At 38.6% G+C, this 24,619-nt stretch carries 36 protein-coding genes; all 36 read left to right on the top strand.

Annotated features, from left to right (window positions below):
* The first annotated feature begins 4 nt into the window (after positions 1 to 4).
* The 36 genes from FQT28_RS10135 to FQT28_RS05025 all read left to right on the top strand — a co-directional run bounded on the left by FQT28_RS10135 (position 5) and on the right by FQT28_RS05025 (position 24,567).
* Positions 5 to 598 (top strand): hypothetical protein, encoded by a 594-nt coding sequence (locus FQT28_RS10135; protein WP_260663453.1) that lies wholly within the window; start codon positions 5 to 7, stop codon positions 596 to 598.
* Positions 599 to 770: 172 nt separating this feature from the next.
* Positions 771 to 1,283 carry a hypothetical protein gene (locus FQT28_RS05235; protein WP_260663452.1) on the top strand — a complete coding sequence of 171 codons (513 nt, stop codon included), beginning with the start codon at positions 771 to 773 and terminating at the stop codon, positions 1,281 to 1,283.
* Positions 1,284 to 1,289: 6 nt separating this feature from the next.
* The gene (locus FQT28_RS10220; RefSeq protein ID WP_398575137.1) at positions 1,290 to 1,478 is read left to right on the top strand and encodes a DUF4176 domain-containing protein; all 189 of its coding nucleotides are present in this window, start codon (positions 1,290 to 1,292) and stop codon (positions 1,476 to 1,478) included.
* Between the two features lie 227 nt (positions 1,479 to 1,705).
* Complete coding sequence (locus FQT28_RS05225; protein WP_070842359.1) at positions 1,706 to 2,134, top strand: DUF5082 domain-containing protein; 429 nt, start codon at positions 1,706 to 1,708, stop codon at positions 2,132 to 2,134.
* Positions 2,135 to 2,146: 12 nt separating this feature from the next.
* Positions 2,147 to 2,440, top strand: coding sequence for a hypothetical protein (locus tag FQT28_RS05220; RefSeq protein WP_000357787.1), 294 nt, complete (start codon positions 2,147 to 2,149; stop codon positions 2,438 to 2,440).
* The gene (locus FQT28_RS05215) at positions 2,440 to 3,144 is read left to right on the top strand and encodes a DUF4176 domain-containing protein (protein ID WP_084948586.1); all 705 of its coding nucleotides are present in this window, start codon (positions 2,440 to 2,442) and stop codon (positions 3,142 to 3,144) included. The genes FQT28_RS05220 and FQT28_RS05215 overlap by 1 nt, the downstream gene beginning before the upstream one ends.
* Entirely contained in the window at positions 3,144 to 5,258 is a 2,115-nt protein-coding gene (locus FQT28_RS10125) for a T7SS effector LXG polymorphic toxin (protein ID WP_143989617.1), read from the top strand. Before FQT28_RS05215 ends, FQT28_RS10125 begins: the two co-directional genes overlap by 1 nt.
* A 32-nt stretch (positions 5,259 to 5,290) precedes the next feature.
* Entirely contained in the window at positions 5,291 to 5,557 is a 267-nt protein-coding gene (locus FQT28_RS05205) for a disulfide bond formation protein (protein WP_084946697.1), read from the top strand.
* Positions 5,541 to 6,197, top strand: coding sequence for an enhanced serine sensitivity protein SseB C-terminal domain-containing protein (locus tag FQT28_RS05200; protein ID WP_084946721.1), 657 nt, complete (start codon positions 5,541 to 5,543; stop codon positions 6,195 to 6,197). The genes FQT28_RS05205 and FQT28_RS05200 overlap by 17 nt, the downstream gene beginning before the upstream one ends.
* Before the next feature lie 32 nt (positions 6,198 to 6,229).
* Positions 6,230 to 6,475: a DUF4176 domain-containing protein gene (locus tag FQT28_RS05195; protein WP_002879517.1), complete on the top strand. Its 246-nt coding sequence runs from the start codon at positions 6,230 to 6,232 to the stop codon at positions 6,473 to 6,475.
* The gene (locus FQT28_RS09940) at positions 6,475 to 8,379 is read left to right on the top strand and encodes a T7SS effector LXG polymorphic toxin (protein ID WP_185952356.1); all 1,905 of its coding nucleotides are present in this window, start codon (positions 6,475 to 6,477) and stop codon (positions 8,377 to 8,379) included. Before FQT28_RS05195 ends, FQT28_RS09940 begins: the two co-directional genes overlap by 1 nt.
* Positions 8,376 to 8,765 (top strand): hypothetical protein, encoded by a 390-nt coding sequence (locus FQT28_RS05175; RefSeq protein ID WP_000656834.1) that lies wholly within the window; start codon positions 8,376 to 8,378, stop codon positions 8,763 to 8,765. The genes FQT28_RS09940 and FQT28_RS05175 overlap by 4 nt, the downstream gene beginning before the upstream one ends.
* A 116-nt stretch (positions 8,766 to 8,881) precedes the next feature.
* Positions 8,882 to 9,151: a hemagglutinin gene (locus FQT28_RS05170; RefSeq protein ID WP_143989616.1), complete on the top strand. Its 270-nt coding sequence runs from the start codon at positions 8,882 to 8,884 to the stop codon at positions 9,149 to 9,151.
* Entirely contained in the window at positions 9,148 to 9,546 is a 399-nt protein-coding gene (locus FQT28_RS05165; RefSeq protein ID WP_143989615.1) for a hypothetical protein, read from the top strand. The genes FQT28_RS05170 and FQT28_RS05165 overlap by 4 nt, the downstream gene beginning before the upstream one ends.
* Positions 9,547 to 9,595: 49 nt before the next feature.
* Complete coding sequence (locus FQT28_RS09995) at positions 9,596 to 11,689, top strand: T7SS effector LXG polymorphic toxin (protein WP_221928127.1); 2,094 nt, start codon at positions 9,596 to 9,598, stop codon at positions 11,687 to 11,689.
* 19 nt (positions 11,690 to 11,708) lie between these two features.
* Positions 11,709 to 12,401: a hypothetical protein gene (locus FQT28_RS05145; protein WP_084946706.1), complete on the top strand. Its 693-nt coding sequence runs from the start codon at positions 11,709 to 11,711 to the stop codon at positions 12,399 to 12,401.
* Between the two features lie 262 nt (positions 12,402 to 12,663).
* Positions 12,664 to 13,158, top strand: a complete 495-nt coding sequence (locus FQT28_RS10215; RefSeq protein ID WP_313769806.1) for an HNH/ENDO VII family nuclease — start codon at positions 12,664 to 12,666, stop codon at positions 13,156 to 13,158.
* 21 nt (positions 13,159 to 13,179) lie between these two features.
* Positions 13,180 to 13,743, top strand: a complete 564-nt coding sequence (locus FQT28_RS05125; protein WP_143989613.1) for a suppressor of fused domain protein — start codon at positions 13,180 to 13,182, stop codon at positions 13,741 to 13,743.
* Between the two features lie 157 nt (positions 13,744 to 13,900).
* Positions 13,901 to 14,299: a hypothetical protein gene (locus FQT28_RS05115; RefSeq protein WP_004262746.1), complete on the top strand. Its 399-nt coding sequence runs from the start codon at positions 13,901 to 13,903 to the stop codon at positions 14,297 to 14,299.
* A 94-nt stretch (positions 14,300 to 14,393) separates the two neighbouring features.
* A complete protein-coding gene (locus FQT28_RS05110; protein ID WP_132973462.1) occupies positions 14,394 to 14,765 on the top strand; it encodes an immunity 22 family protein in 372 nt (123 codons plus the stop codon).
* Positions 14,766 to 14,895: 130 nt separating this feature from the next.
* Positions 14,896 to 15,219 carry an HNH endonuclease gene (locus FQT28_RS05105; protein WP_207918322.1) on the top strand — a complete coding sequence of 108 codons (324 nt, stop codon included), beginning with the start codon at positions 14,896 to 14,898 and terminating at the stop codon, positions 15,217 to 15,219.
* A 15-nt stretch (positions 15,220 to 15,234) separates the two neighbouring features.
* A complete protein-coding gene (locus tag FQT28_RS05100; RefSeq protein WP_143989611.1) occupies positions 15,235 to 15,465 on the top strand; it encodes a DUF6985 domain-containing protein in 231 nt (76 codons plus the stop codon).
* Entirely contained in the window at positions 15,393 to 15,716 is a 324-nt protein-coding gene (locus FQT28_RS10245; RefSeq protein WP_398575136.1) for a DUF6985 domain-containing protein, read from the top strand. Before FQT28_RS05100 ends, FQT28_RS10245 begins: the two co-directional genes overlap by 73 nt.
* 125 nt (positions 15,717 to 15,841) lie before the next feature.
* Positions 15,842 to 16,372 (top strand): hypothetical protein, encoded by a 531-nt coding sequence (locus tag FQT28_RS10120; protein WP_260663451.1) that lies wholly within the window; start codon positions 15,842 to 15,844, stop codon positions 16,370 to 16,372.
* A 10-nt stretch (positions 16,373 to 16,382) separates the two neighbouring features.
* The gene (locus FQT28_RS05090) at positions 16,383 to 16,649 is read left to right on the top strand and encodes a MerR family transcriptional regulator (RefSeq protein ID WP_143989610.1); all 267 of its coding nucleotides are present in this window, start codon (positions 16,383 to 16,385) and stop codon (positions 16,647 to 16,649) included.
* Positions 16,650 to 16,706: 57 nt separating this feature from the next.
* On the top strand, positions 16,707 to 17,288 hold the full coding sequence (locus tag FQT28_RS05085) for an enhanced serine sensitivity protein SseB C-terminal domain-containing protein (protein WP_260663450.1): 582 nt from the start codon (positions 16,707 to 16,709) through the stop codon (positions 17,286 to 17,288).
* 24 nt (positions 17,289 to 17,312) lie between these two features.
* Positions 17,313 to 17,534: a hypothetical protein gene (locus FQT28_RS05080; protein ID WP_143989609.1), complete on the top strand. Its 222-nt coding sequence runs from the start codon at positions 17,313 to 17,315 to the stop codon at positions 17,532 to 17,534.
* A complete protein-coding gene (locus FQT28_RS05075; protein ID WP_143989608.1) occupies positions 17,534 to 19,573 on the top strand; it encodes a T7SS effector LXG polymorphic toxin in 2,040 nt (679 codons plus the stop codon). Before FQT28_RS05080 ends, FQT28_RS05075 begins: the two co-directional genes overlap by 1 nt.
* Positions 19,574 to 19,575: 2 nt before the next feature.
* Positions 19,576 to 19,947, top strand: a complete 372-nt coding sequence (locus FQT28_RS05070) for an immunity 22 family protein (protein WP_084948141.1) — start codon at positions 19,576 to 19,578, stop codon at positions 19,945 to 19,947.
* Positions 19,948 to 20,077: 130 nt separating this feature from the next.
* A complete protein-coding gene (locus FQT28_RS10115; RefSeq protein ID WP_260663449.1) occupies positions 20,078 to 21,286 on the top strand; it encodes a hypothetical protein in 1,209 nt (402 codons plus the stop codon).
* A 22-nt stretch (positions 21,287 to 21,308) separates the two neighbouring features.
* A complete protein-coding gene (locus tag FQT28_RS05055; RefSeq protein ID WP_084948139.1) occupies positions 21,309 to 21,686 on the top strand; it encodes an immunity 22 family protein in 378 nt (125 codons plus the stop codon).
* A 133-nt stretch (positions 21,687 to 21,819) separates the two neighbouring features.
* Positions 21,820 to 22,662: a hypothetical protein gene (locus FQT28_RS09990; protein WP_221928128.1), complete on the top strand. Its 843-nt coding sequence runs from the start codon at positions 21,820 to 21,822 to the stop codon at positions 22,660 to 22,662.
* A 67-nt stretch (positions 22,663 to 22,729) separates the two neighbouring features.
* Positions 22,730 to 23,536 (top strand): alpha/beta hydrolase, encoded by an 807-nt coding sequence (locus tag FQT28_RS05040; protein WP_143989607.1) that lies wholly within the window; start codon positions 22,730 to 22,732, stop codon positions 23,534 to 23,536.
* 11 nt (positions 23,537 to 23,547) lie between these two features.
* Positions 23,548 to 23,676, top strand: a complete 129-nt coding sequence (locus FQT28_RS05035; protein WP_143989606.1) for an ADP-ribosylglycohydrolase — start codon at positions 23,548 to 23,550, stop codon at positions 23,674 to 23,676.
* A 104-nt stretch (positions 23,677 to 23,780) separates the two neighbouring features.
* Positions 23,781 to 24,398 (top strand): SAP domain-containing protein, encoded by a 618-nt coding sequence (locus FQT28_RS05030; protein ID WP_143989605.1) that lies wholly within the window; start codon positions 23,781 to 23,783, stop codon positions 24,396 to 24,398.
* Positions 24,399 to 24,438: 40 nt separating this feature from the next.
* Positions 24,439 to 24,567 (top strand): ADP-ribosylglycohydrolase, encoded by a 129-nt coding sequence (locus tag FQT28_RS05025; protein ID WP_096407254.1) that lies wholly within the window; start codon positions 24,439 to 24,441, stop codon positions 24,565 to 24,567.
* Positions 24,568 to 24,619 lie beyond the last annotated feature (52 nt).

Raw genomic sequence — 24,619 nt, 5'->3', positions numbered from 1 at the left:
GGCCATGGTTGGAAGCGAATTTTCTAAAGAAACTATAGGAGCTTTTTTGGATCATGTTAAAGGGAAAGTTATTGAGGAATCTAAAAATATAGGTCGTTCACTGGCGGCGGCTTTGCAACCGCGTGATGCCGCAGGGAGATTTATAAAAGATAGTTCAAAAATGAGAAATTGGCTAACTAGCACGCTGAAAAAAATACCGAATTCTACCAGTAAAGTTCTTGGAAATGTTGCTAAATGGGGTGGAAGAGGACTTGTTGCTCTAGGAATGTGGTCAGAAGGAAGTGACCATTATAAAGAATACCATAATGTTGGTAGAGCAGTTAGTTATGGCTTAACGGCTGGAACAGCTGGCTGGGTAGCCGGTCTTGCTGTGGGTTCAGCTTTGGCTGGAGCTCCAGTTGTTGTTGGTCTAGTTGGAGCTGTTGTGGTTGGTTCTGCTGTTTCTGTAGGTGTAAAAGCTCTGTATAAAAATGTAAAACCATTTAGAGCTGTAGTTGATGGTGCAGGAGATCTTTTAAACGGAATAGGAAAAGGAATATCTAATATCGGAAAATCATTTAGCAATCCACTCAAAGCAATTAAAGGAGTTTTTGGATAATGGAGAAAAAAGCTAACTATGTAGCCCGTGTAGTGGGCGGCTGGATAACCGTTATTATCTAATAGAAGTCCATAACCGTCTTTATGTAATAGATTATTTTAATCCAAAGGACATCCGAAATTATTTGTGGAGATTTAATACGTATAATAATACGGAATACTTAATTTATGATGTGACGGAACAAGTTGAACAGTATGAAGTAAAGCCATTTAATATATGGTTAGAAAATTTTAGGAAAGTATTTGATATTGTGTCTATTGTTTTGGTATTTTGGCTCTTATTCTTTCCTCCAAAATTCGCAAATAATCCCATGATTTTTTCTTCATGGCGAATTATTCTTATTTTATTTTTTATCGGAGCTTTGCTAATTTTTCTAGTTTTAAATTTAGGAATGGATAAAACTCTTAAATTTAATTTTCAGGATGCATTATTATTACGAGCTACAATAAAAGAAAATAAGAAAGGATCTAATTCCTCATTTTTTAAGGTTATTCAACATTTAATAACTTTTATATTGCTTTTCTCAGGGTGTCTTTTCATTGGGATTTTCAATTCAAATTATCTCACTCTGCTATTATTTACCTTTATTGGAGGTTATTCAATTTTATTTATCTATGCTATATCAATACAATATAATTTAAATCGTTTTAAATTTCATATTATTAAAAATAAACAGGAGGCATAAAATGTTATTACCATTAGGGAGTATTGTTTACCTAGCAGACGGCAACCAGAAGAGATTTATTATTTTAACGAAGAAGATATTGACGAAGTCATATTTGAAGGTTACCGTAATGATGAGGAAGAACGCTATGCAAAGCTTTATCTACAGTGGTTGGAGGAAAACAAGGAGAAAGTGGTAAAAGGAAGAACGAAATAGTATCATTTTTATACTATTATTTTTACCAGAGTAGCTTCACAGAGTTCGTTGTCGGAGTCGATGAGTACAACTACTTCACCAGCCGAGATGGTTATCGCATCAAACTTATCAGTGAATGAAAGCGAGTCATTTGACTTACTTTTATTTTTCATTCTCCTTATGGTAAAACATCAGAATTTTTGATATAATTCTATTAACTGTAAGGTTTAGTCAAAAGAGGTATAAAGATGAGTGATTTTGAAGAAAAGCGGCTTGCTAGTAATGCTTATAATCGGGCGCAAGCGAGTCGTTATGAAAGTTTGGCGAATCAGTACCAGAAAGCATACGATAAGAAAAAAGCAGAGATTGAGAAGTTAGAATCTGCTAGAAAAGAACTTTCTAAGCAAATTCAATCCTATAGTGAGTTCCGCAATACAGTTTCTCAATACTCTACAACTATTTCTACAGATACCTTTAAAGGGACAAGACGTGATACATTTGATAAGACTTTATCGAAAATTGCGACGACGATGAATACGCATCAAAATGAGCATGAAATGAATTTGGCGAAGTTGGATGCAGAGATCGCAAAGCGAAAATTGGAGCTAGGCGATTTAGGTGGTGCTATTGGAAGTGCTTGGAATGCGGTTGAAAGCTTCTTGGCAGCTATTTTTTAGGGAGTAGGATAGATGGATAAAATAGGAATCAGTTCGGCTTCTTGGCAACGTGTTGTTACCTCAGCACGGACTAAGGTCGCATCTGTATCAGACATTCAAGTGACAAAGATTGGAAAAACTACCTTGAATCGGATGAAATCTTTTGAGACCCTTCAAGAACAAGCGAAAAAAATTCTGAGTGATTATAAGGATTTTGAAATGGAGCGTACTTCTCAAATGATTACGGTTGGTGAGAAGATTGTGGCTGATGATAAAGCCATGGCCGGTCAGTTTGATAAGAATACAGCCAATGTGAGGTTTAAGTAATGGTTCAATACGATAAGAATAAGATTTTTACAAGTATTATTACTAGTCGTACGAGAGAGACATTCGAAGTAGATGATACTTTAATTCAACTTGGTCAACAATTAGGAATGCGTCCGCAGATATTAAAGGGACTCTATAAGGCTCTGAGAAAATTAGAGGATGTCTATGAGTATGTGCCAAGTTTTGGTGCAACTTTTACTTGTCATTTTGATTATGAAAAGCAGGAAGCTCAGATCCATTATAATCAACTAGATCAACTATTTTCCATCACGGATTTACAGGATTTCATGGGGATTGTGGACAGTGTCTACAGTCCTATTTATCCTTTAGGTTCTGTTGTTGAGCTAGATTTGGAGTTATTGCCAGAAGAACTCCAGAAGAGCTTAGCGGAGGGACCAGGACCACTCGTTACGATTTCAGGCCGCAAGATGCCTCTTCAAGAAGGATTCGATGACTATGTGGTAGACTACTTGGCTCGCATCTGGCCCTTGGGTGAGATGCCTGGAATGGATGCTTTTTTCGTTAGTAACATGATGATTGAGCGACTTCGTTTTGAAGGCTATAGTGACGACTGGGAAAGTCAGTTCACAGAGGATGTTTTACGTGCGACTCAGCTCTCCCAGCAACAAGTATCGACTGCCTTTATGCGCAGCGAGGATTTTGTTCGGTATTATGAGCCGTATTTAAACACGGAGGAAGGCTAATGGGATTTTATGTGGATATTGCGGAGCTTCAGAAAGCCCAAGAGGCCTATATGAAGATGGTCGCAACTGCTCAGAGTCAGTTGGATACCGCTAAAAATGGGATGAATGCCATCATCACCAGTAATTCCATGCATGGAGAAGTTGGGAAAGCGATTACGAATGAAATCAATAATGTTCATAACCCCGTGATTGTTGGCTTAAAGAATAGCTTAGAATTTCTAGGTTCTGAGTTTTCCAAGACAATCACGGATTTTCAGAATTTTGTTGGCGAAACCTCTGCAACGGCAGTTCTGGCAGAAGAAACTTTGGATGATGCGGTCAAGAAGCTAAATGAAGCCGATGAAAAACATAAGGTCATGGATACCAATTTCAAGAGTATCTATGATGGTATTTCGAGTCTCTATCACCTGAGTGCTCCCTTAAGCAGCACCTTCTATACTAATACCCAGACAGCTCGGAAGTATGTTCAGGATACGAAGAATAAGGTCAATGCCTTTGATAAGATGACGACAACCAGCAGTACGGAACAGCTTTTTAGTGCTTTAAGTAGCCAGATGGCAGCTGCTGGAAGAGTGAAGAGTCTGAGTTATAGTGATCCTATTTTGACCGACTTTGTGGCGCATGAAGAACTCGGTAAAGCGATTTATGAGATGGATCAGCAGTATGCGAAAGCCAAGGCAGAAGCGATTGAGGCTGCTAAACGCAAGGCAGAACAAGAAGCCGCTGAGCGAGAAGCTTCTTATCGTCGTCATCATCCCATCCAAGCTTGGCTGAAGGATCGCTCGAATGAGATTGGTTCCTGGTGGGGAGATGTCGTTGAAGGAACACGAAATCTACCGCTTCCTCAAGGGATAAAAGATACACTCCTGTTTGCGGAAGGTTTTATTGGTGCAGCTGGAAGTATGGTTTCAGAGACTGCCATCGGAGCTGTAGATTTGACTCAGATCATTGGCATTGCCAGTATTGATGGCGTCAATCGCTTAACAGGCGGTCAAACTCCAGAGTGGATGAAGCGGGACTTGAAAGGGACGGCAGATAACCTGTCTAGCCTTGTGGAGTTAGGAGTAGGAACTTACACTGCTCTGACTGATCCAGGTGCGGCTATGCGTGGCCAGGATCCCAATGCCAGCTATGCGGATAAGGCCGCTTATCGTGCTCAAGAGACAGGAAAAGCCCTCTGGGATAAAGTTACCCATATGGATGCCTATGATGCAGGAGGCTTGACCTTTGAGATTGCGAGTCTTTTTGTCGGCCCAGCAGCTGTAGGTAAGATGGCTAAGGGCACGAAACTCGGAGCTAAGGCAGCTGAGATGATTCAGTTAGCCAAGAACAGTACCAAAGCAAGAGTTCTCGCAAATGTCGAAAAATGGGGATCAAAGGTTGACAATATCCTAGCGAAGAGCAATAATGTCATTGGGAAATTTGGCGAGAAATTATTAGATACCCGAATCCCAGTCGGCATTCGTAAAGAGGCAGTTGCCTTTGCGGGAGGTATGGGAGCAATGCCTACCTTCAGCGTTGAGAGTAAGACTCTGCGTGATGTGATGCGCTTCTCAAGCAAACATGCGGATGATGCAGTGAGAGTGGCAGAGAAGCCCTTTGATAAAGAGCGGATTCTTGAAAATCTTAGGCAAAGTCGACTTGCACGGGAAAGTTCTAATTTCGGGGAGTATTTAAGAAAAGAAAATCAAATTAAATACCCTACAGATATTGATGGTAGTGTAAAAATAATAGAGAAGGCTGACCTTCCATCATGGATTGTGGATTCATTTCAGGATGGGCAATATCGGACGGTAGTGACAACAGAAGAAGTAACTGTTTATCGTACATTTGGAGGACATTCTGATGCTGGGGGAGGTTTTGTAACTTCCAGCCCTGCACAAAATAGAATTCAAGCGAAGATTGATACTGCATTACTTCCCGAATGGAAAAATACTCGAATGTATGAAGTAGAGATTCGAATTCCTAAAGGAGAAACACTGAGTATTGGAAAAGTTGCGCCACAGAAGATTTCTTTATCAGGGACTGTTCTAAAAGGCGGTGCGGACCAAATATTATTACCGCAAGACTGGCCATTAGAATGGATTTCGGATTTTAGAATAGTTCCTAATTGATGGATTATCAATAATTGAGGGAGAAAAGAGATATGACAAGTAGTTTAAAGCGGATTGCTGAAAAAATTGTTTTTATTATTGAAGAAGAGTACCCCAAACAAAAAAATGTTACAGGCTCAATTCAAAGTATTTATCAATTAGCAAATGAAATTGTAGAAAGTGGAGAAGTAGCAAAAAACATAAATCTTAAAAGTCTAGTTAGAATGTTTGCAGATGAGACAACGCATTATCAAAGTGAGATCATTTACTTACTTCAAGATTTAGATAAGGAATTGAAAAAGAATGAACATAAAAGATAGTTTACAACATTTTTCATCGAATCGAACAGAAGAGAATAGGTCGAAACTTCTTTCAGATATGGAGAAATGGACGCTGTTCGTCCCTATAAGATGGGTAGATAAGCAGACGTTCCGCATTATCCATATTCAGGATGGAACAGAAAATTTTTATTTGCCGATTTTAACGAGTCAAGAAGAGCAACTGCCGCCTATAAGTGATAATAATTCTATTCGTTTGGAATCTGTTCGTCTAGCTGATTGTATCCAGTTACTTCAGTCTAATCATCAAATAGCTGGAATTGTTATAAACCCTATGTCTGATAATGTAGTCCTTCTATCGGCTTTATTCCACGGACAGAATACGACGAAAAAACAAGTATCATTTGGGGTTCCAAGTAAAGATTATTCTTGGCTGACAACTCCTTTAATTTCATTTTTACAACAGAATACGGGTGTTCGGACGGTCTACCTATTGATGGTTGTTAGTGAGGATCAACCAGTAGCAACGCTCGTTGTAGATGGTGAAGAAAAAGATTGTCTTGCTATTGTTGATTATTTAAATCATCAGCAGTATTCTGAAGCTATTGATATTCTTCCCCTACAGACAGCTTTTTCAAAAGAAATCATTAAAGATGTTTCTCCTTTTTATACTAATCTATAGTACCATCTCTTCAAGAAGGATTTGATGACTATGTGGTAGACTACTTGGCTCGCATCTGGCCTTTGGGTGAGATGCCTGGAATGGATGCTTTTTTCGTTAGTAACATGATGATTGAGCGACTTCGTTTTGAAGGTTACAGTGACGACTGGGAAAGTCAGTTCACAGAGGATGTTTTACGTGCGACTCAGCTCTCCCAGCAACAAGTATCGACTGCCTTTATGCGCAGTGAGGATTTTGTTCGGTATTATGAGCCGTATTTAAACACGGAGGAAGGCTAATGGGATTTTATGTCGATATTGCGGAGCTTCAGAAAGCCCAAGAGGCCTATATGAAGATGGTCGCAACTGCTCAGAGTCAGTTGGATACCGCTAAAAATGGGATGAATGCCATCATCACCAGTAATTCCATGCATGGAGAAGTTGGGAAAGCGATTACGAATGAAATCAATAATGTTCATAACCCCGTGATTGTTGGCTTAAAGAATAGCTTAGAATTTCTAGGTTCTGAGTTTTCCAAGACAATCACGGATTTTCAGAATTTTGTTGGCGAAACCTCTGCAACGGCAGTTCTGGCAGAAGAAACTTTGGATGATGCGGTCAAGAAGCTAAATGAAGCCGATGAAAAACATAAGGTCATGGATACCAATTTCAAGAGTATCTATGATGGTATTTCGAGTCTCTATCACCTGAGTGCTCCCTTAAGCAGCACCTTCTATACTAATACCCAGACAGCTCGGAAGTATGTTCAGGATACGAAGAATAAGGTCAATGCCTTTGATAAGATGACGACAACCAGCAGTACGGAACAGCTTTTTAGTGCTTTAAGTAGCCAGATGGCAGCTGCTGGAAGAGTGAAGAGTCTGAGTTATAGTGATCCTATTTTGACCGACTTTGTGGCGCATGAAGAACTCGGTAAAGCGATTTATGAGATGGATCAGCAGTATGCGAAAGCCAAGGCAGAAGCGATTGAGGCTGCTAAACGCAAGGCAGAACAAGAAGCCGCTGAGCGAGAAGCTTCTTATCGTCGTCATCATCCCATCCAAGCTTGGCTGAAGGATCGCTCGAATGAGATTGGTTCCTGGTGGGGAGATGTCGTTGAAGGAACACGAAATCTACCGCTTCCTCAAGGGATAAAAGATACACTCCTGTTTGCGGAAGGTTTTATTGGTGCAGCTGGAAGTATGGTTTCAGAGACTGCCATCGGAGCTGTAGATTTGACTCAGATCATTGGCATTGCCAGTATTGATGGCGTCAATCGCTTAACAGGCGGTCAAACTCCAGAGTGGATGAAGCGGGACTTGCAAGGAACGGCAGATAACCTGTCTAGCCTTGCGGAGTTAGGAGTAGGAACTTACACTGCTCTGACGGATCCAGGAGCGGCTCAGCGTGGCCAGGATCCCAATGCCAGCTATGCGGATAAGGCAGCTTATCGTGCTCAGGAGACAGGAAAAGCCCTCTGGGATAAGGTCACCCATATGGATGCCTATGATGCAGGAGGCTTGACCTTTGAGATTGCCAGTCTTTTTGTCGGTCCAGCAGCTGTAGGTAAGATGGCTAAGGGGACCAAGTTAGGAGCTAAGGCAGCTGAGATGATTAGCTTAGCCAAGAACAGTACCAAAGCAAGAATTCTCGCAAATGTCGAAAAATGGGGATCAAAGGTTGACAATATCCTAGCGAAGAGCAATAATGTCATTGGGAAATTTGGCGAGAAATTATTAGATACCCGAATCCCAGTCGGCATTCGTAAAGAGGCAGTTGCCTTTGCGGGAGGTATGGGAACCATGCCTGCCTTCAGCGTTGAGAGTAAGACTCTGCGTGATGTGATGCACTTCTCTAGCAAACATGCAGATGATGTGGCAAGAGGTGTAGGTGGTTCTGGGAAGGCGGAGAGAGTCACACAAGCTGTCAATAATATGTCGGAGTTTTTTGAGACAGACTTTGGAAAAAAGATTGTGGGAAGCCTTAGAAAGACTAAGAAGAAGTATGACGGGCAGAGTGTTTATGAAGTGATGAAGAAGATTGATAGAAATTTGCGCAAAGGAGATTACCTGTATTTGGATGGTTTACATATGGACCATTTTGAAGTTTTTGATAAACGTGGTAATTTGAAATCTGTACTTAATCTTGATGGTACTTTAAACACAGATAAGTTATTAAAAGCTAAAGGAAGGAAATTACATTGAAGGAAGAAATCTATAAACTTTATGAGGTGTGTAAACGATTCAATTCGAGGCTAGGATACTCGTTAGAAGAAAATAAAAAATTAAAAGATTTTAAAGAATTGATAGATGATAATCTATCTGATGACTTTCAAGAGCTTATGTCAGGTATTTCAGCATTCAAGGAAGAAATAATTGATCAAAGTATAGCTGATGAGCAATACAGTCAATTCTATTACGAGTTATTGTCTTCGATGGCTAACTTTTCTTCTTACTTTGCAGATTTGCATGAAATAATTTTTGATCTAAACAAAAGACGCAGATTTAAAATGGGTGAAATTACCAAAGAGGAGTTAGTCAGTTCAGATGAAATAATTTTAGACGATGAGGACGATGAATCTGGAAATTAAAGAATAGATATTTATTGTTTTTCTAAACGCATTAAAGATTTTGTCCGGCGGATGATGTAGTACGAGGAGTAGGTGGTTCTGGGAAGGCGGAGAGAGTCACACAAGCTGTCAATAATATGTCGGAGTTTTTTGAGACAGACTTTGGAAAAAAGATTAGGGACAGTCTTAGAAAGACGAAGAAACAATATGACGGGCAAAGTGTTTATGAGGTGACTAAAGATATAGATGATATTTTGAAAAAAGGAGATAAGTTGTACTTAGATGGTCTGCATAAAGATCATTTTGAGGTATTCAATAAAAGAGGTAAAGTAAAGGATGTTCTTAATCTTGATGGAACTTCTAATAGTAAAAAATTTAATTTAGCTTCTGGGAGGAAATTAAAATGATTAGTTCAGAATTAAAAGATGTAATGAAACGATTAACTATTCTTAATGAGAATAATAAAGGAGTGCTACTTAGAGAAGAAAGTATCAGAGATATAGACAATACGATAAATATCTTTCTAAAAAAATATGAAGATCGTTTTTATGAAGGATTAAGATTGTTTAACAAGATAGACATTACTACAATTTCCTCTTCAGAGAATTCAGATTACACTATTGCTTTCTATAATCTATTAACTGGAATTAGGGGGATAATCGATTGTTTTGATGACTTTGATGATATTTTAGTTGAATTGAATAAAAACTTCATGTATCAAAGTGGCAAAATCACAAAAGAAGAATGGGAAAGTTCGGGGGAAGTAGTCTTAGATGACGAAGAAAATGAATTTGGAGATTGAAGAATAGATATTGATTCCTCGCTTTTTATGTTCACTAGGAGGAAGGCTAATGGGATTTTATGTCGATATTGCGGAGCTTCAGAAAGCCCAAGAGGCCTATATGAAGATGGTCGCAACTGCTCAGAGTCAGTTGGATACCGCTAAAAATGGGATGAATGCCATCATCACCAGTAATTCCATGCATGGAGAAGTTGGGAAAGCGATTACGAATGAAATCAATAATGTTCATAACCCCGTGATTGTTGGCTTAAAGAATAGCTTAGAATTTCTAGGTTCTGAGTTTTCCAAGACAATCACGGATTTTCAGAATTTTGTTGGCGAAACCTCTGCAACGGCAGTTCTGGCAGAAGAAACTTTGGATGATGCGGTCAAGAAGCTAAATGAAGCCGATGAAAAACATAAGGTCATGGATACCAATTTCAAGAGTATCTATGATGGTATTTCGAGTCTCTATCACCTGAGTGCTCCCTTAAGCAGCACCTTCTATACTAATACCCAGACAGCTCGGAAGTATGTTCAGGATACGAAGAATAAGGTCAATGCCTTTGATAAGATGACGACAACCAGCAGTACGGAACAGCTTTTTAGTGCTTTAAGTAGCCAGATGGCAGCTGCTGGAAGAGTGAAGAGTCTGAGTTATAGTGATCCTATTTTGACCGACTTTGTGGCGCATGAAGAACTCGGTAAAGCGATTTATGAGATGGATCAGCAGTATGCGAAAGCCAAGGCAGAAGCGATTGAGGCTGCTAAACGCAAGGCAGAACAAGAAGCCGCTGAGCGAGAAGCTTCTTATCGTCGTCATCATCCCATCCAAGCTTGGCTGAAGGATCGCTCGAATGAGATTGGTTCCTGGTGGGGAGATGTCGTTGAAGGAACACGAAATCTACCGCTTCCTCAAGGGATAAAAGATACACTCCTGTTTGCGGAAGGTTTTATTGGTGCAGCTGGAAGTATGGTTTCAGAGACTGCCATCGGAGCTGTAGATTTGACTCAGATCATTGGCATTGCCAGTATTGATGGCGTCAATCGCTTAACAGGCGGTCAAACTCCAGAGTGGATGAAGCGGGACTTGCAAGGAACGGCAGATAACCTGTCTAGCCTTGCGGAGTTAGGAGTAGGAACTTACACTGCTCTGACGGATCCAGGAGCGGCTCAGCGTGGCCAGGATCCCAATGCCAGCTATGCGGATAAGGCAGCTTATCGTGCTCAGGAGACAGGAAAAGCCCTCTGGGATAAGGTCACCCATATGGATGCCTATGATGCAGGAGGCTTGACCTTTGAGATTGCCAGTCTTTTTGTCGGTCCAGCAGCTGTAGGTAAGATGGCTAAGGGGACCAAGTTAGGAGCTAAGGCAGCTGAGATGATTAGCTTAGCCAAGAACAGTACCAAAGCAAGAATTCTCGCAAATGTCGAAAAATGGGGATCAAAGGTTGACAATATCCTAGCGAAGAGCAATAATGTCATTGGGAAATTTGGCGAGAAATTATTAGATACCCGAATCCCAGTCGGCATTCGTAAAGAGGCAGTTGCCTTTGCGGGAGGTATGGGAACCATGCCTGCCTTCAGCGTTGAGAGTAAGACTCTGCGTGATGTGATGCACTTCTCTAGCAAACATGCGGATGATGTAGTACGAGGAGTAGGTGGTTCTAGTAGGACTACAAGTAAGCTTAGAGATAGTGTCTTAGAAGGAGCAAAATCTGAAGGCAAAGCTAGATATGGTGAACGGAAAATTTCTGATGAAGAATACGCAAAATTGAGAAAAATGACACCATCCAGAAATATTAGAAATAATGTGAATAAAGATATCCAGTTACCGATGCCCGATCCAGCTATTCCTGGTAAGATTATAGAAATTGGAGAAAGATTAGAAGCTGACCATATTGTTTCAATGGATAGGATTACAAAAATGGAAGGCTTCGAAAAAATGACGCTAAAACAAAAACTTGATGTTCTAAATTATGAAGAGAATTTTATCGGATTGAGCAAAACAGCAAACACATCTAAAGGTTCGAAGAGTTATAGCGAGTGGACTAGATATGTAAAAGAAAATATACCTATTTCTGCAGATTTTAAAAGTACTATGATAGCCAAGGAAAGAGAATTGGAAGTTGTTTTGCAAAATTTAATTGATTCTTTTAATTAAATAATAGAGGTTAGTAATTATGGATAATTTATCAAATATTTTGGGCCAGTATACACTATCAAATTCTGAAGTGGAGATTATAGAGGAAACCTCTAAAATCTTATCGGCAGATATTCCGCAATTTTGGAAAAAAATCTTTCTTTCTGATGACTTTAAAGAAAGAAAAAGCATACTTCTTACAGAATGGAAGAAATTTGTATCAGCAGAATTGTCTAATACAATTTCCTATCTAGATGAATACTTGCTTCGGCTTGACTTGATTTTCTACAATGGTGAATACTCTATATTATATACAATTTCATCCTATGATAATAAAGATGTACTTCTGTATGAAGGTAAGAACCCAGTCTCAGTCGATGAATTAAGGAAAAAATTCGGAGATTTATTTGTGTCATTGGACAGCTCAATAGTAAACTTTTACACAAATATTCATAATGGTTTTTATGATTATAGAAGTAAAAGTATGGGATTGGATCCCGTCAAAAATATAGAGCCGGTATCCTTGTATGAATGGGAATATATCAAGCAAATAGATTTTAATCTTGAAGCATTATTTACATTTTTTAGTAATGGTATGGGAGACTATATCGTATTGGATATAGATTCTAAATTAGAAAACGGAGCTTATTTATGGTCTAAAATGGATTTGCCTGAAAGAGGTTTAAATTTTTGGAATTATATTGATGAGTGGACAGTAATTGGTTTTGAGTAAGTTTTTATAGAGGCTAAGAGTATTAGAAAGTTTAATGGGGAAGTCCTATTTATGAGTGATAAATTCCTTGAGTTATTTATTGAAAAAACTTTTTATAATGAGCTATTTAGTAAGTTGAAATTTTACATCTACCTTCATAGAGATGAAATAAAAGTTAGATCTTATACTTTATCCTTGATATCCTATAAAGCGCTAGATGATTTTACCGTTAAGAGTGTTTTGACAAGAAATCGGGTGGGTTGGTGATGCAATAGAATCTCATTTGCTTGTAGTAGCGATATTAGAAATAAAAGGACACTCTAAATATGGATATGAAGTAGATAATGCTGAAATATGGCTAGATGTAACGGTTTCTTACCAATTGAATAATGGACTTCATCATTTCTCCGTAGGGAATATCACAGAGTATGATGCTACTAATAAAGAGATGAAACAAACTCCAGATTTTACTCTGGAGTTTGTTCCCTATTATAGGAAGAATGCAAAGGAAACTGTCTGGGATAAAGCTAAGGATGAACAAGGTGTTGTCAAAAATCCTATTACTAAAAAGGTAATGGATATTGAGGAGCCTTGGGATATGGGACATAAACCGGGACATGAATTTAGAAAACACCAACAAAGTGCGGCTGATAGAAAAATAACTCGTAAACAATTTTTAGATGAATATAATAATCCTAATAGCTATAGACCAGAGCTACCAAAATCTAATAGAAGTCATATTTGTGAAGATAAGACGGATTTTTATTTTGGTTCATGATTTTGAAGAAAGGAACTTACTATGGAATATGATAAAAAAGAGATAGCTAGAAAGCTTTTAGATGATGTTGGCGGTACTCCAAGAGTATATGCATTTAAAGATGAATCTGGAAAAGAAATTGACATATTTTGTGGTGATGATTCTCCAATTGAACACGTATCTTCTTATTCCACTGTTGGGTTATCAGACTACACTTTGAACAAAAAGATAGATGATAAATCTTTAAGAGCAGAAATTATTGGTTCAACAGATAGTATGAATGATTTGTTTCCAAATATAATAAGTGACTGTGCTTTTAAAGTGATGGATGGATCATCTCCTTGTATGCCAGGGACTGTATTTTTAAATGCAATAGATAATTATTATCTAGATTCTAATATGAAGCACATGTTATTGACTATCCCATTTTTATGGGAGTTGCACGATTTGGAATTTGATTATGAATATGTAACTTGGTTGTTTGCAGTTCCGATTTCTGAGTCGGAGTACCATTTTTTTGTTGAGAATGGGTATCAAAAATTAGAAATGTTATTTGAAAAAAAACAAATAGATATTTATGATTTAAATCGTAGTCCTGTGGTTTAGATGATATTTTAAAAAAAGGAGATAAGTTGTACTTAGATGGTCGGCATAAAGATCATTTTGAGGTATTCAATAAAAGAGGTAAAGTAAAGGATGTTCTTAATCCTGATGGAACTTCTAATAGTAAAAAATTTAATTTAGCTTCTGGGAGGAAATTAAAATGATTAGTTCAGAATTAAAAGATGTAATGAAACGATTAACTATTCTTAATGAGAATAATAAAGGTGTGCTACTTAGAGAAGAAAGTATCAGAGATATAGACAATACGATAAATATCTTTCTAAAAAAATATGAAGATCGTTTTTATGAAGGATTAAGATTGTTTAACAAGATAGACATTACTACAATTTCCTCTTCAGAGAATTCAGATTACACTATTGCTTTCTATAATCTATTAACTGGAATTAGGGGAATAATCGATTGTTTTGATGACTTTGATGATATTTTAGTTGAATTGAATAAAAACTTCATGTATCAAAGTGGCGAAATAACAAAAGAAGAATGGGAAAGTTCAGGGGAAGTTGTCTTGGATGACGAAGAAAATGAATTTGGAGATTGAAGAATAGATATTGATTCCTCTTAAATGAATGGGCAAGTCGAAGAATGAAAAATGGAATTTTATATTTACCAGAAGGATTGAGGAGGTATTAAAAATGAAACAAAAAGTATCGTTATGGCTTGGTAATTTTGCCAGTCAAGAAGAATTTCAAGAATACTTCAAAATTTCAAATAAAGAGGATGGGGATAGCATTTCTTCAGAATTTGAGACAGACTTTCATTTGTCGTACTATGATAGAGATTTAGTTGAAAAAGATTGGGTTGATGTTTCTGAAAATAATATTGATGTTTTGCTTGAAGGTTTCTCATACGATGAAGAGATTATTATGCAGTTTCCTAAAATATCAACAACCTATAATACAATTGTTTTGATTTATGATTTTGATTATTCTAAAGAAGAATTAAAAGTAAGTAACAATGGTTCTGGGACATTAGAGTTTATTGGTATCGCAGAATACGCTTACTAAGCGTAGCATATAAGGAATTCTGGCACATTATCGCCCCATCTAAGCCTGGCTGAAGGAACTCTCGAATGAGATTGATTCCTAGTGGGGCGATGTTGTTGAGGGAATACGGAATCTACCTATTCCACAGGACTTGAAAGATTCTCTCTTACTTGCGGAAGATTTTATTGGTGCAGCTGGAAGTATGGTTTCAGAGACTGCCATCGGAGCTGTAGATTTGACTCAAATCATTGATATTGACAGAAATACTAACTTTAGACAAGCTGATGAGCTCCTTGTTAGAGAATTAGAGAAAACTCGTCGAGAAATTGTTAAGTTTAGAAAAGAAAATAAACTAACGTGGCACGAATTTAATGACATGACGAGTATGCAACTAGTTCCGAGTATAATAAATAGTAAATTTGGGCACTTAGGCGGTGTTTCAGAAGTTAAAAAGTTGTTGGAATTATTGCAGTAGAAAAAGAGGTGTGAAATGAAGATAGTACATCCTGTTTTTGGGGAATTGACATTTAATTATGGTTGGACTAAGAGAATTAAATTAAATATTTTTAAAAAGGAATTTTCTGTTGAAATAAATATTGATGCAGATGAAGATGCGGTGTTCGATGAAAATCAAATCAAAGCTTTTGAATTTTTTTCAGTGATATTCAGAACCGTGTTACCCAAGCCGAGAATGGTATTGTTGGATATTATAATTCAATAATTGATGAGGTAATTGATAGACTGGATTCAGATTCTAATTTTGGTCAGAAGTTATTAAATGCTAAAAATAATCCGAGTGAAATCTTTAAATTTTTGACAGTAAAACAAATTATGATTCCGATGAATTTTGATGATAATACACGCGAAGCAGGCTTCATTTGTGATTGTGAATGGGATATTGAAAACGGTGTTGGAATAAAATATATTAATGAACAAATATCAGAAATAGGATTTCAAGACATTTTGTTATAATTGAAGTTATGTTCAGCGGACCACGATCAGCAGTACTGAACAGCTTTTTAGTGCTTTAAGTAGCCAAATGGCAGCTGCGTGATGTGATGCACTTCTCAAGTAAACATGCGGATGATGTTGTGAGAGTGGCAGAGAAGCCCTTTGATAAAGAGCGGATTCTTGAAAATCTTAGGCAAAGTCGACTTGCACGGGAAAGTTCGAAGTTTGGGGAGTATTTAAGAAAAGAAAATCAAATTAAATACCCTACAGGTATTGATGGTAGTGTAAAATTAATAGAGAAGGCTGACCTTCCATCATGGATTGTGGATTCATTTCAGGATGGACAATATCGGACGGTAGTGACAACAGAAGAAGTAACTGTTTATCGTACATTTGGAGGACACTCTGATGCTGGGGGAGGTTTTGTAACTTCCAGCCCTGCGCAAAATAGAATTCAAGCGAAGATTGATACTGCATTACTTCCCGAATGGAAAAATACTCGAATGTATGAAGTAGAGATTCGAATTCCTAAAGGAGAAACACTGAGTATTGGAAAAGTTGCGCCGCAGAAGATTTCTTTATCAGGGACTGTTCTAAAAGGCGGTGCGGACCAAATATTATTACCACAGGGATGGTCGCAGGATTGGGTTGTGAATGTAAGGACTATCCCTAATTAAGGAGTAGATTATGAGTATGAAATCAATAGAGATAGCCAATAAAATTTTAGAAATAATGGATAAACAGTATCCTTCAGAAATACAGGAAAAAGGAGCAATTAACACTCTTTATACCATTATTAGATCAATAAAGGAAACAGAAACTATCCCATCGAATGTTCATCTTAAGGATCATGCACGTATGTTGATAGATGCAACTGCTAATTATAATTTAGAAATCATCTACCTACTTCAAGATTTAGATAAGGAATTAAAAAAGAATGAACGTCAAAGATAGTTTACAACGTTTTTCATCAAATAGAACAAAAAAAATAGGGAACAGCTTCTTTCAAATTTGGAGAAATGGACGCTGTTCGTTCCTATAAGATGGGTAGATAAGCAGACGTTCCGCATTCTCCATATTCAGGATGGAACAGAAAATTTTTATCTACCGATTTTAACGAGTCAAGAAGAGCAACTGCCGCCTATAAGTGATAATAATTCAATTCGTTTGGGATCTGTTCGCCTATCTGATTGTATACAGTTACTTCAGTCTAATCATCAAATAGCTGGAATTGTTCTAAACCCTATGTCTGATAATGTAGTCCTTCCATCAGCTTTATTCCACGGACAGAATACGACGGAAAAGCAAGTATCATTTGGGGTTCCAAGTAAAGATTATTCTTGGCTGACAACTCCTTTAATTTCATTCTTACAACAGAATACGGGTGTTCGGACTGTCTACCTATTGATGGTTGTTAGAGAGAATCAACCAGTAGCAACGCTCGTTGTAGATGGTGAAGAAAAAGATTGTCTCGCTATTGTTGATTATTTGAATCATCAGCAGTATTCTGAAGCTATTGATATTCTTCCCCTACAGACAGCTTTTTCAAAAGAAATCATTAAAGATGTTTCTCCTTTTTATACTAATCTATAGTACCATCTCTTCAAGAAGGATTTGATGACTTTGGGTGAGATGCCTGGAATGGATGCTTTTTTCGTAAGTAACATGATGATTGAGCGACTTCGTTTTGAAGGTTACAGTGACGACTGGGAAAGTCAGTTTACAGAGGATGTTTTACGTGCGACTCAGCTCTCCCAGCAACAAGTATCGACTGCCTTTATGCGCAGTGAGGATTTTGTTCGGTATTATGAGCCGTATTTAAACACGGAGGAAGGCTAATGGGATTTTATGTCGATATTGCGGAGCTTCAGAAAGCCCAAGAGGCCTATATGAAGATGGTCGCAACTGCTCAGAGTCAGTTGGATACCGCTAAAAATGGGATGAATGCCATCATCACCAGTAATTCCATGCATGGAGAAGTTGGGAAAGCGATTACGAATGAAATCAATAATGTTCATAACCCCGTGATTGTTGGCTTAAAGAATGGCTTAGAATTTCTAGGTTCTGAGTTTTCCAAGACGATCACGGATTTTCAGAATCTTGTCGGCGAAACCTCCGCAACCGCAGTTCTAGCAGAAGAAACTTTGGATGATGCGGTCAAGAAGCTAAATGAAGCCGATGAAAAACATAAGGTCATGGATACCAATTTCAAGAGTATCTATGATGGTATTTCGAGTCTCTATCACCTGAGTGCTCCCTTAAGCAGCACCTTCTATACTAATACCCAGACAGCTCGGAAGTATGTTCAGGATACGAAGAATAAGGTCAATGCCTTTGATAAGATGACGACAACCAGCAGTACGGAACAGCTTTTTAGTGCTTTAAGTAGCCAGATGGCAGCTGCTGGAAGAGTGAAGAGTCTGAGTTATAGTGATCCTATTTTGACCGACTTTGTGGCGCATGAAGAACTCGGTAAAGCGATTTATGAGCTGGATCAGCAGTATTCGAAAGCCAAGGCAGAAGCGATTGAGGCTGCTAAACGCAAGGCAGAACAAGAAGCCGCTGAGCGAGAAGCTTCTTATCGCCGTCATCACCCCATCCAAGCCTGGCTGAAGGATCGCTCGAATGAGATTGGTTCCTGGTGGGGCGATGTCGTTGAGGGAACACGAAATCTACCGCTTCCTCAAGGGATGAAGGATTCCCTCTTGTTTGCGGAAGGTTTTATTGGTGCAGCTGGTAGTATGGTTTCAGAGACTGCCATCGGAGCTGTAGATTTGACTCAGATCATTGGTATTGCCGGTATTGATGGCGTCAATCGCCTAACAGGAGGTCAAACTCCAGAGTGGATGAAGCGGGACTTGAAAGGGACGGCAGATAACCTGTCTAGCCTTGCGGAGTTAGGAGTAGGAACTTACACTGCTCTGACGGATCCAGGAGCGGCTCAGCGTGGCCAGGATCCCAATGCCAGCTATGCGGATAAGGCTGCTTATCGTGCTCAAGAGACCGGAAAAGCCCTTTGGGATAAAGTTACCCATATGGATGCCTATGACGCAGGAGGCTTGACCTTTGAGATTGCCAGTCTTTTTGTCGGTCCAGCAGCTGTAGGGAAGATGGCTAAGGGGACCAAGTTAGGAGCTAAGGCAGCTGAGATGATTAACTTAGCCAAGAACAGCACCAAAGCAAGAGTTCTCGCAAATGTCGAAAAATGGGGTTCAAAGGTTGACAATATCCTAGCGAAGAGCAATAATGTCATTAGGCAATTTGGGGAGAAATTATTAGATACCCGAATCCCAGTCAGTATCCGTCAAGAAGCATTTGCCTTTGCGGGAGGTATGGGAACAATGCCTACCTTCAGCGTTGAGAGCAAGACACTACGTGAGGTGATGCACTTCTCAAGCAAACATGCAGATGATGTAGCACGAGGAGTAGGTGGTTCTGGGAAAGCGGAGCGCTTCTATGATGATATTATTCCAACAGTTAAAAATGGTAAATTTAATGAGTGGTTTGATAATTTAGCTCCAGAAGAACTAGAGAAATTATGGGAAATCCCAGAATTACGTAAAAAAATCGAAGATAGAATAAGAAGACCAGGTGGCTACCATGAATGGCATCTTGTTTCTCGGACTCCTCAATTTAAAAAATGGGGAGTTTCCATGGATGATATCAAAGAAATGAGAAGTTTAATTGAAGATGTGCAGTTCATAAATCCTCGTGGAGTACATGGAGGACGGGGCTCTACAAAAGCTCATAATGAGATATTAAAAATTATTGATTCGTCATATGATTATGAGGAATTTGCACACAGATTAAATGAATGGGCAAGTCGAAGAATGAAAAATGGAATTTTAGATTTACTAGAAGGATTGAGAAGGTATTAAAAATGAAACAAAAAGTATCGTTATGGCTTGGTAATTTTGCCAGTCAAGAAGAATTTCAAGAATACTTCAAAATTTCATATAAAGAGGATGGGGATAGCGTTTCTTCAGAATTTGAGACAGACTTTCATTTGTCGTACTACGATAGAGATTTAGTTGAAAAAGATTGGGTTGATGTTCCTGAAAATAATATTGATGTTTTGCTTGAAGGTTTCTCATACGATGAAGAGATTATTATGCAGTTTCCTAAAATATCATCAACCTATAATACAATTGTTTTGATTTATGATTTTGATTATTCTAAAGAAGAATTAAAAGTAAGTAACAATGGTTCTGGGACATTAGAGTTTATTGGTATCGCAGAATACGATTACTAAGCGTAGCATATAAGGAATTCTTGCACATCATCACCCCATCCAAGCCTGGCTGAAGGACCGCTCGAATGAGATTGATTCCTGGTGGGGAGATGTCGTTGAGGGAACACGAAATCTACCGCTTCCTCAAGGGATGAAAGATATCCTCCTGTTTGCGGAAGGTTTTATTGGTGCAGCTGGAAGTATGGTTTCAGAGACTGCCATCGGAGCTGTAGATTTGACTCAGATCATTGGTATTGCCAGTATTGATGGCGTCAATCGCTTAACAGGAGGTCAAACTCCAGAGTGGATGAAGCGGGACTTGCAAGGAACGGCAGATAACCTGTCTAGCCTTGCGGAGTTAGGAGTAGGAACTTACACTGCTCTGACGGATCCAGGAGCGGCTCAGCGTGGCCAGGATCCCAATGCCAGCTATGCGGATAAGGCAGCTTATCGTGCTCAGCAGACCGGAAAAGCCCTCTGGGATAAGGTCACCCATATGGATGCCTATGATGCAGGAGGCTTGACCTTTGAGATTGCGAGTCTTTTTGTTGGTCCAGCGGCTGTGGGTAAGATGGCTAAGGGTACCAAGCTAGGAGCCAAGGCAGCTGAGATGATTAGCTTAGCCAAGAACAGTACCAAGGCAAGAATTCTCGCAAATGTCGAAAAATGGGGTTCAAAGGCTGACAATATCCTGTCTAAGAGCAATAATGTCATTGGGAAATTTGGAGAGAAATTATTAGATACCCGAATCCCAGTCGGCATTCGTAAAGAGGCAGTTGCCTTTGCGGGTGGTATGGGAACCATGCCTACCTTCAGAGTTGAGAGTAAGACTCTACGTGATGTGATGCACTTCTCAAGTAAACATGCGGATGATGCAGTGAGAGGTGTAGGTGGTTCTGGGAAAGTAGAGCGCTTCTATGATGATATAAAAAATATAACAGCTAAGGATATTCCAACAGTTAAAAGTGGAGATTTTGAAAAATTTTTCAATTCTCTAACGGTAGAAGAGTTAGACTTTATTTGGAAGAAAAAGGAACTACGTAAGAAAATTGAACGTCAATTAAGATATCCTGGTGGAATGCATGAGTGGCATTTAGTTTCAAGGACTCCGCAATTCAAGTATTGGGATATAACTGCCGAAAAAATTAGAGAGTTACGTACTGCAATTTCAGATGTAAAGTTTATTAACCCTGAAGGAGTCCATGGTGGTTTAGGTTCTACAAAAGCACATAATGAATTGCTGGAAATTATTGATTCGTCGAAAGATTATGATATGTTTGTGAGAAGATTAAATATCTGGGCTAATTATCGTCTTGAGGGAGGAGTTCAGGTATTACCTAAGGGGCTAAGAATTCCATAGCTAATAGAAAGGATTTAATAAAATGGAAACAGACAATACGGTATCTATTTGGATAGGTAATTTCAAAAATTTAACTGAGTTAGAAAATTATATTGATCTAACTTATGATAATGAGGGAGAGATCGTTGTTTCTGATTTTTTCAACGATTTTAAGATAGATATTAATGATATAGATGAAGATTTAATTGAAAAAGCAGTTTTGCCAAATGAAACAAACGATATATCTATTATTTTGCGCACTGCTTCCTATGAGGAACAGTTGTTGTGTGAATTGAACGCATTAGAGAGTCTGACTATAAATAAAGGCAATGCAGTTGTACTACTCTATAACTATGCTTATGATGGCTCTGTAAAATCCTCAGATTATTTAAATTTTATTACAAGTGTAGATTATAGATGAAACAATAACTTAGGAGTTTTATTGCCGTCATCACCCCATCCAAGCTTGGCTGAAGGATCGCTCGAATGAGATTGCCTCCTGGTGGGGTGATGTTGTTGAGGGCACACGGAATCTGCCTGTTCCACCACAGGACTTGAAAGATTCTCTCTTGTTTGCGGAAGATTTTATTGGTGCAGCTGGAAGTATGGTTTCAGAGACTGCCATCGGAGCTGTAGATTTGACTCAGATCATTGGTATTGCCAGTATTGATGGCGTCAATCGCCTAACAGGAGGTAAAACTCCAGAGTGGATGAAGCGTAACTTGCAAGGAACGGCAGATAACTTGTCTAGCCTTGTGGAGTTAGGAGTAGGAACTTACACTGCTCTGACGGATCCAGGAGCGGCTATGCGCGGTCAAGACCCTAATGCTAGTTATGCGGATAAGGCGGCTTATCGTGCTCAAGAGACAGGGAAAGCCCTCTGGGATAAAGTTACCCATATGGATGCCTATGATGCAGGGGGCTTGACCTTTGAGATTGCCAGTCTTTTTGTCGGTCCAGCAGCTGTAGGAAAGATGGCGAAGGGCACGAAACTCGGAGCTAAGGCGGCTGAGATGATTCAGTTAGCCAAGAACAGCACCAAAGCAAGAATTCTCGCAAATGTCGAAAAATGGGGTTCAAAGGTTGACAATATCCTAGCGAAGAGCAATAATGTCATTAGGCAATTTGGCGAGAAATTATTAGACACTCGAATCCCAGTCGGCATTCGTAAAGAGGCAGTTGCCTTTGCGGGAGGTATGGGAACCATGCCTACCTTCAGCGTTGAGAGTAAGACTCTACGTGAGGTGATGCACTTCTCAAGCAAACTTGCGGATGATGTAGTGAGAGTGGCAGAGAAGCCCTTTGATAAAGAGCGGATTCTTGAAAATATTAGGCAAAGCCGACTTGCACGGGAAAGTTCGAAGTTTGATGACTATCTTCGCACGTTGAGTGTGTAGCTTTGCTTGTACGAGCCAATTAAACAAGGATGTAGCTAGTGAAAGTCCTACAGTAAGGAGTTTAAACATGAAATTCCATGAATTTGGTAATAAGAATTTGCCTCCTATTTTACTGATACATGGTGGTGGCAGTTCTTGGTGGAATTATCTTCGTCAAGCACGAATCTTGTCAAAAGAATACCGTATTATTCTACCAACTTTGAATGGGCACGGCGAGGAATATCAACTTGATTATGTTTCTACTGAAAATTCTGCTTTGGAGATTCTAGACTATATCAAAGCAAACTGTGGTGGGAAATTGTTTGCAATCGGTGGTGTTTCACTTGGTGGTCAAATTGCCATGGAGCTTTTGTCTTTAGACAGTGAAATTGCTAAGAAGGGCATCATAGACGGAAGCCTCTGTATTCCTCAACCAAGTTTAGCTAAAATCAGCATCTTTCTAGTGTCTCTATTTGGTAAACTGATGTTCAATAAATTCTCTTGCAAACTTCAGTTAAGCATGATGAACAAACTCTATCCTAAACTGGCTTATCCAGAGGAAATAAAAGCTTATTATTTGGAGGATTTGCCAAGGACGCCTGTCAAAACATTGGTGACCATTTACAAAAACTATATGGGATGTTACAAGCTGAAAGATATGATTTCTGCTAGCAAGGCTCAGGTTCTGTATATCTATGGTGAAAAAGAATTGAACTGTGTGAAAGAATCAGCGAAATTATTTCATCAGCTACATTCAAATACAATTTTGTATGAAGCAAAGGGCTATAACCACGGCTATTTATCAGCTTACCTTCCTGATGAGTGGATTGATTTGGTGGTGCCATTTTTAAAGAGTGACTCATTAGAAATGTGTAACGAATCTGATATGCCATAAGGAGGAAACGGATGCTAGGAGCAATTGTTGGAGACATTGTAGGTTCTGTTTACGAATGGAATAATATCAAAACGAAGGGTTTTCCTTTATTTCGGAAAGACTGCTTTTTTACAGATGATACGGTAAGTTCGAACCGCTGAGTGTGTGAGCTTGTTAGTGAAACGTTGCTAATCCTCAAAATAAAGAAACTAAAACTCCATTATTTTGAGATGAAAACCTAAACTGTTTTTAAGGAGGTGTTATATTGATAGAGAGCAGACCCGAGTTTGATAAAATCACATCCTTTGATGAATTTAATAAATATTACTGGTATCGTGATGAACTTTCACAGATATGCAAGTCATTAGGGCTTGAATATAGAGGTACAAAACAAGAACTCAATCATATTATTGAGCAGTACTTTAAGGGTAATTTGATTAAAAAATCATCAATAAAAAGGAAAAAGAAACAAGTAGAAGTCGTTGCCTTAGATACGCCCTTACTTGAATGTGGATTCTCCTTTAATGCATACTTTAGAGAATATTTCTCAACTTTAACAGATGTTTCGCCCTTTAAATTTACTGCTGATATGGCGACAGCTTGGAGAAAAGTAAAAAGAGAAGATGATTTGAGTTTTACAATCCAAGATATGCTAAAAGTCTATTATGGAGATTCAGATTATGCCAAGTATGACCATTCGGTTTGTCAATGGAATCAGTTTTTTAAGGATTTTTGTGCAGATGAAAATAGTCACAATTACTCGAATAAACTAAAAGTAGCTTCTATTCTTTGGAAAGAAGTTAGAAATTCAAGTAATGCAAAAATTTATTCAAAGAATCTTTTAACTAAATATGCAGATAAGATAAAAGAGTATGACAAGTAGAAATGTCAGTCTAAACTAATAGTTTGTAAGGAGGAATACCATGCTAGGAGCAATTATTGGAGATATTGTCGGTTCGGTTTACGAATGGAACAATATCAAAACGAAGGATTTTCCTTTATTTCGTGAGGATTGTTTTTTCACGGATGATACAGTAAGTCCTAACCGCTGAGTGTGTGAGTTTGCTAGTGAAACATTTTTAATATTCATAAGATTTAAAGTTG

Origin of the sequence: Streptococcus oralis, from assembly GCF_901543815.1 — a bacterium.
In the GTDB taxonomy this organism is placed as follows: domain Bacteria; phylum Bacillota; class Bacilli; order Lactobacillales; family Streptococcaceae; genus Streptococcus; species Streptococcus oralis_CM.
The sequence above is the reverse complement of the archived record's forward strand: the minus strand, read 5'-3'. Positions and strand labels throughout refer to the sequence as shown.

Excerpts from the sequence above, each read along its gene's own strand:
- FQT28_RS05075 (WP_143989608.1), top strand. The coding sequence starts at position 17,534 with ATGGGATTTTATGTCGATATTGCGGAGCTTCAGAAAGCCCAAGAGGCC.
- FQT28_RS05025 (WP_096407254.1), top strand. The coding sequence starts at position 24,439 with ATGCTAGGAGCAATTATTGGAGATATTGTCGGTTCGGTTTACGAATGG.
- FQT28_RS05100 (WP_143989611.1), top strand. The coding sequence starts at position 15,235 with ATGAAGATAGTACATCCTGTTTTTGGGGAATTGACATTTAATTATGGT.
- FQT28_RS09995 (WP_221928127.1), top strand. The coding sequence starts at position 9,596 with ATGGGATTTTATGTCGATATTGCGGAGCTTCAGAAAGCCCAAGAGGCC.
- FQT28_RS05040 (WP_143989607.1), top strand. The coding sequence starts at position 22,730 with ATGAAATTCCATGAATTTGGTAATAAGAATTTGCCTCCTATTTTACTG.
- FQT28_RS05215 (WP_084948586.1), top strand. The coding sequence starts at position 2,440 with ATGGTTCAATACGATAAGAATAAGATTTTTACAAGTATTATTACTAGT.
- FQT28_RS05200 (WP_084946721.1), top strand. The coding sequence starts at position 5,541 with ATGAACATAAAAGATAGTTTACAACATTTTTCATCGAATCGAACAGAA.
- FQT28_RS05035 (WP_143989606.1), top strand. The coding sequence starts at position 23,548 with ATGCTAGGAGCAATTGTTGGAGACATTGTAGGTTCTGTTTACGAATGG.
- FQT28_RS05055 (WP_084948139.1), top strand. The coding sequence starts at position 21,309 with ATGGAAACAGACAATACGGTATCTATTTGGATAGGTAATTTCAAAAAT.
- FQT28_RS05115 (WP_004262746.1), top strand. The coding sequence starts at position 13,901 with ATGATTAGTTCAGAATTAAAAGATGTAATGAAACGATTAACTATTCTT.
- FQT28_RS05170 (WP_143989616.1), top strand. The coding sequence starts at position 8,882 with ATGTCGGAGTTTTTTGAGACAGACTTTGGAAAAAAGATTAGGGACAGT.
- FQT28_RS05205 (WP_084946697.1), top strand. The coding sequence starts at position 5,291 with ATGACAAGTAGTTTAAAGCGGATTGCTGAAAAAATTGTTTTTATTATT.
- FQT28_RS05090 (WP_143989610.1), top strand. The coding sequence starts at position 16,383 with ATGAGTATGAAATCAATAGAGATAGCCAATAAAATTTTAGAAATAATG.
- FQT28_RS10115 (WP_260663449.1), top strand. The coding sequence starts at position 20,078 with ATGAAAGATATCCTCCTGTTTGCGGAAGGTTTTATTGGTGCAGCTGGA.
- FQT28_RS10125 (WP_143989617.1), top strand. The coding sequence starts at position 3,144 with ATGGGATTTTATGTGGATATTGCGGAGCTTCAGAAAGCCCAAGAGGCC.
- FQT28_RS05225 (WP_070842359.1), top strand. The coding sequence starts at position 1,706 with ATGAGTGATTTTGAAGAAAAGCGGCTTGCTAGTAATGCTTATAATCGG.
- FQT28_RS09940 (WP_185952356.1), top strand. The coding sequence starts at position 6,475 with ATGGGATTTTATGTCGATATTGCGGAGCTTCAGAAAGCCCAAGAGGCC.
- FQT28_RS05165 (WP_143989615.1), top strand. The coding sequence starts at position 9,148 with ATGATTAGTTCAGAATTAAAAGATGTAATGAAACGATTAACTATTCTT.
- FQT28_RS05080 (WP_143989609.1), top strand. The coding sequence starts at position 17,313 with ATGACTTTGGGTGAGATGCCTGGAATGGATGCTTTTTTCGTAAGTAAC.
- FQT28_RS05125 (WP_143989613.1), top strand. The coding sequence starts at position 13,180 with ATGGAATATGATAAAAAAGAGATAGCTAGAAAGCTTTTAGATGATGTT.
- FQT28_RS05110 (WP_132973462.1), top strand. The coding sequence starts at position 14,394 with ATGAAACAAAAAGTATCGTTATGGCTTGGTAATTTTGCCAGTCAAGAA.
- FQT28_RS05145 (WP_084946706.1), top strand. The coding sequence starts at position 11,709 with ATGGATAATTTATCAAATATTTTGGGCCAGTATACACTATCAAATTCT.
- FQT28_RS05220 (WP_000357787.1), top strand. The coding sequence starts at position 2,147 with ATGGATAAAATAGGAATCAGTTCGGCTTCTTGGCAACGTGTTGTTACC.
- FQT28_RS10135 (WP_260663453.1), top strand. The coding sequence starts at position 5 with ATGGTTGGAAGCGAATTTTCTAAAGAAACTATAGGAGCTTTTTTGGAT.
- FQT28_RS05070 (WP_084948141.1), top strand. The coding sequence starts at position 19,576 with ATGAAACAAAAAGTATCGTTATGGCTTGGTAATTTTGCCAGTCAAGAA.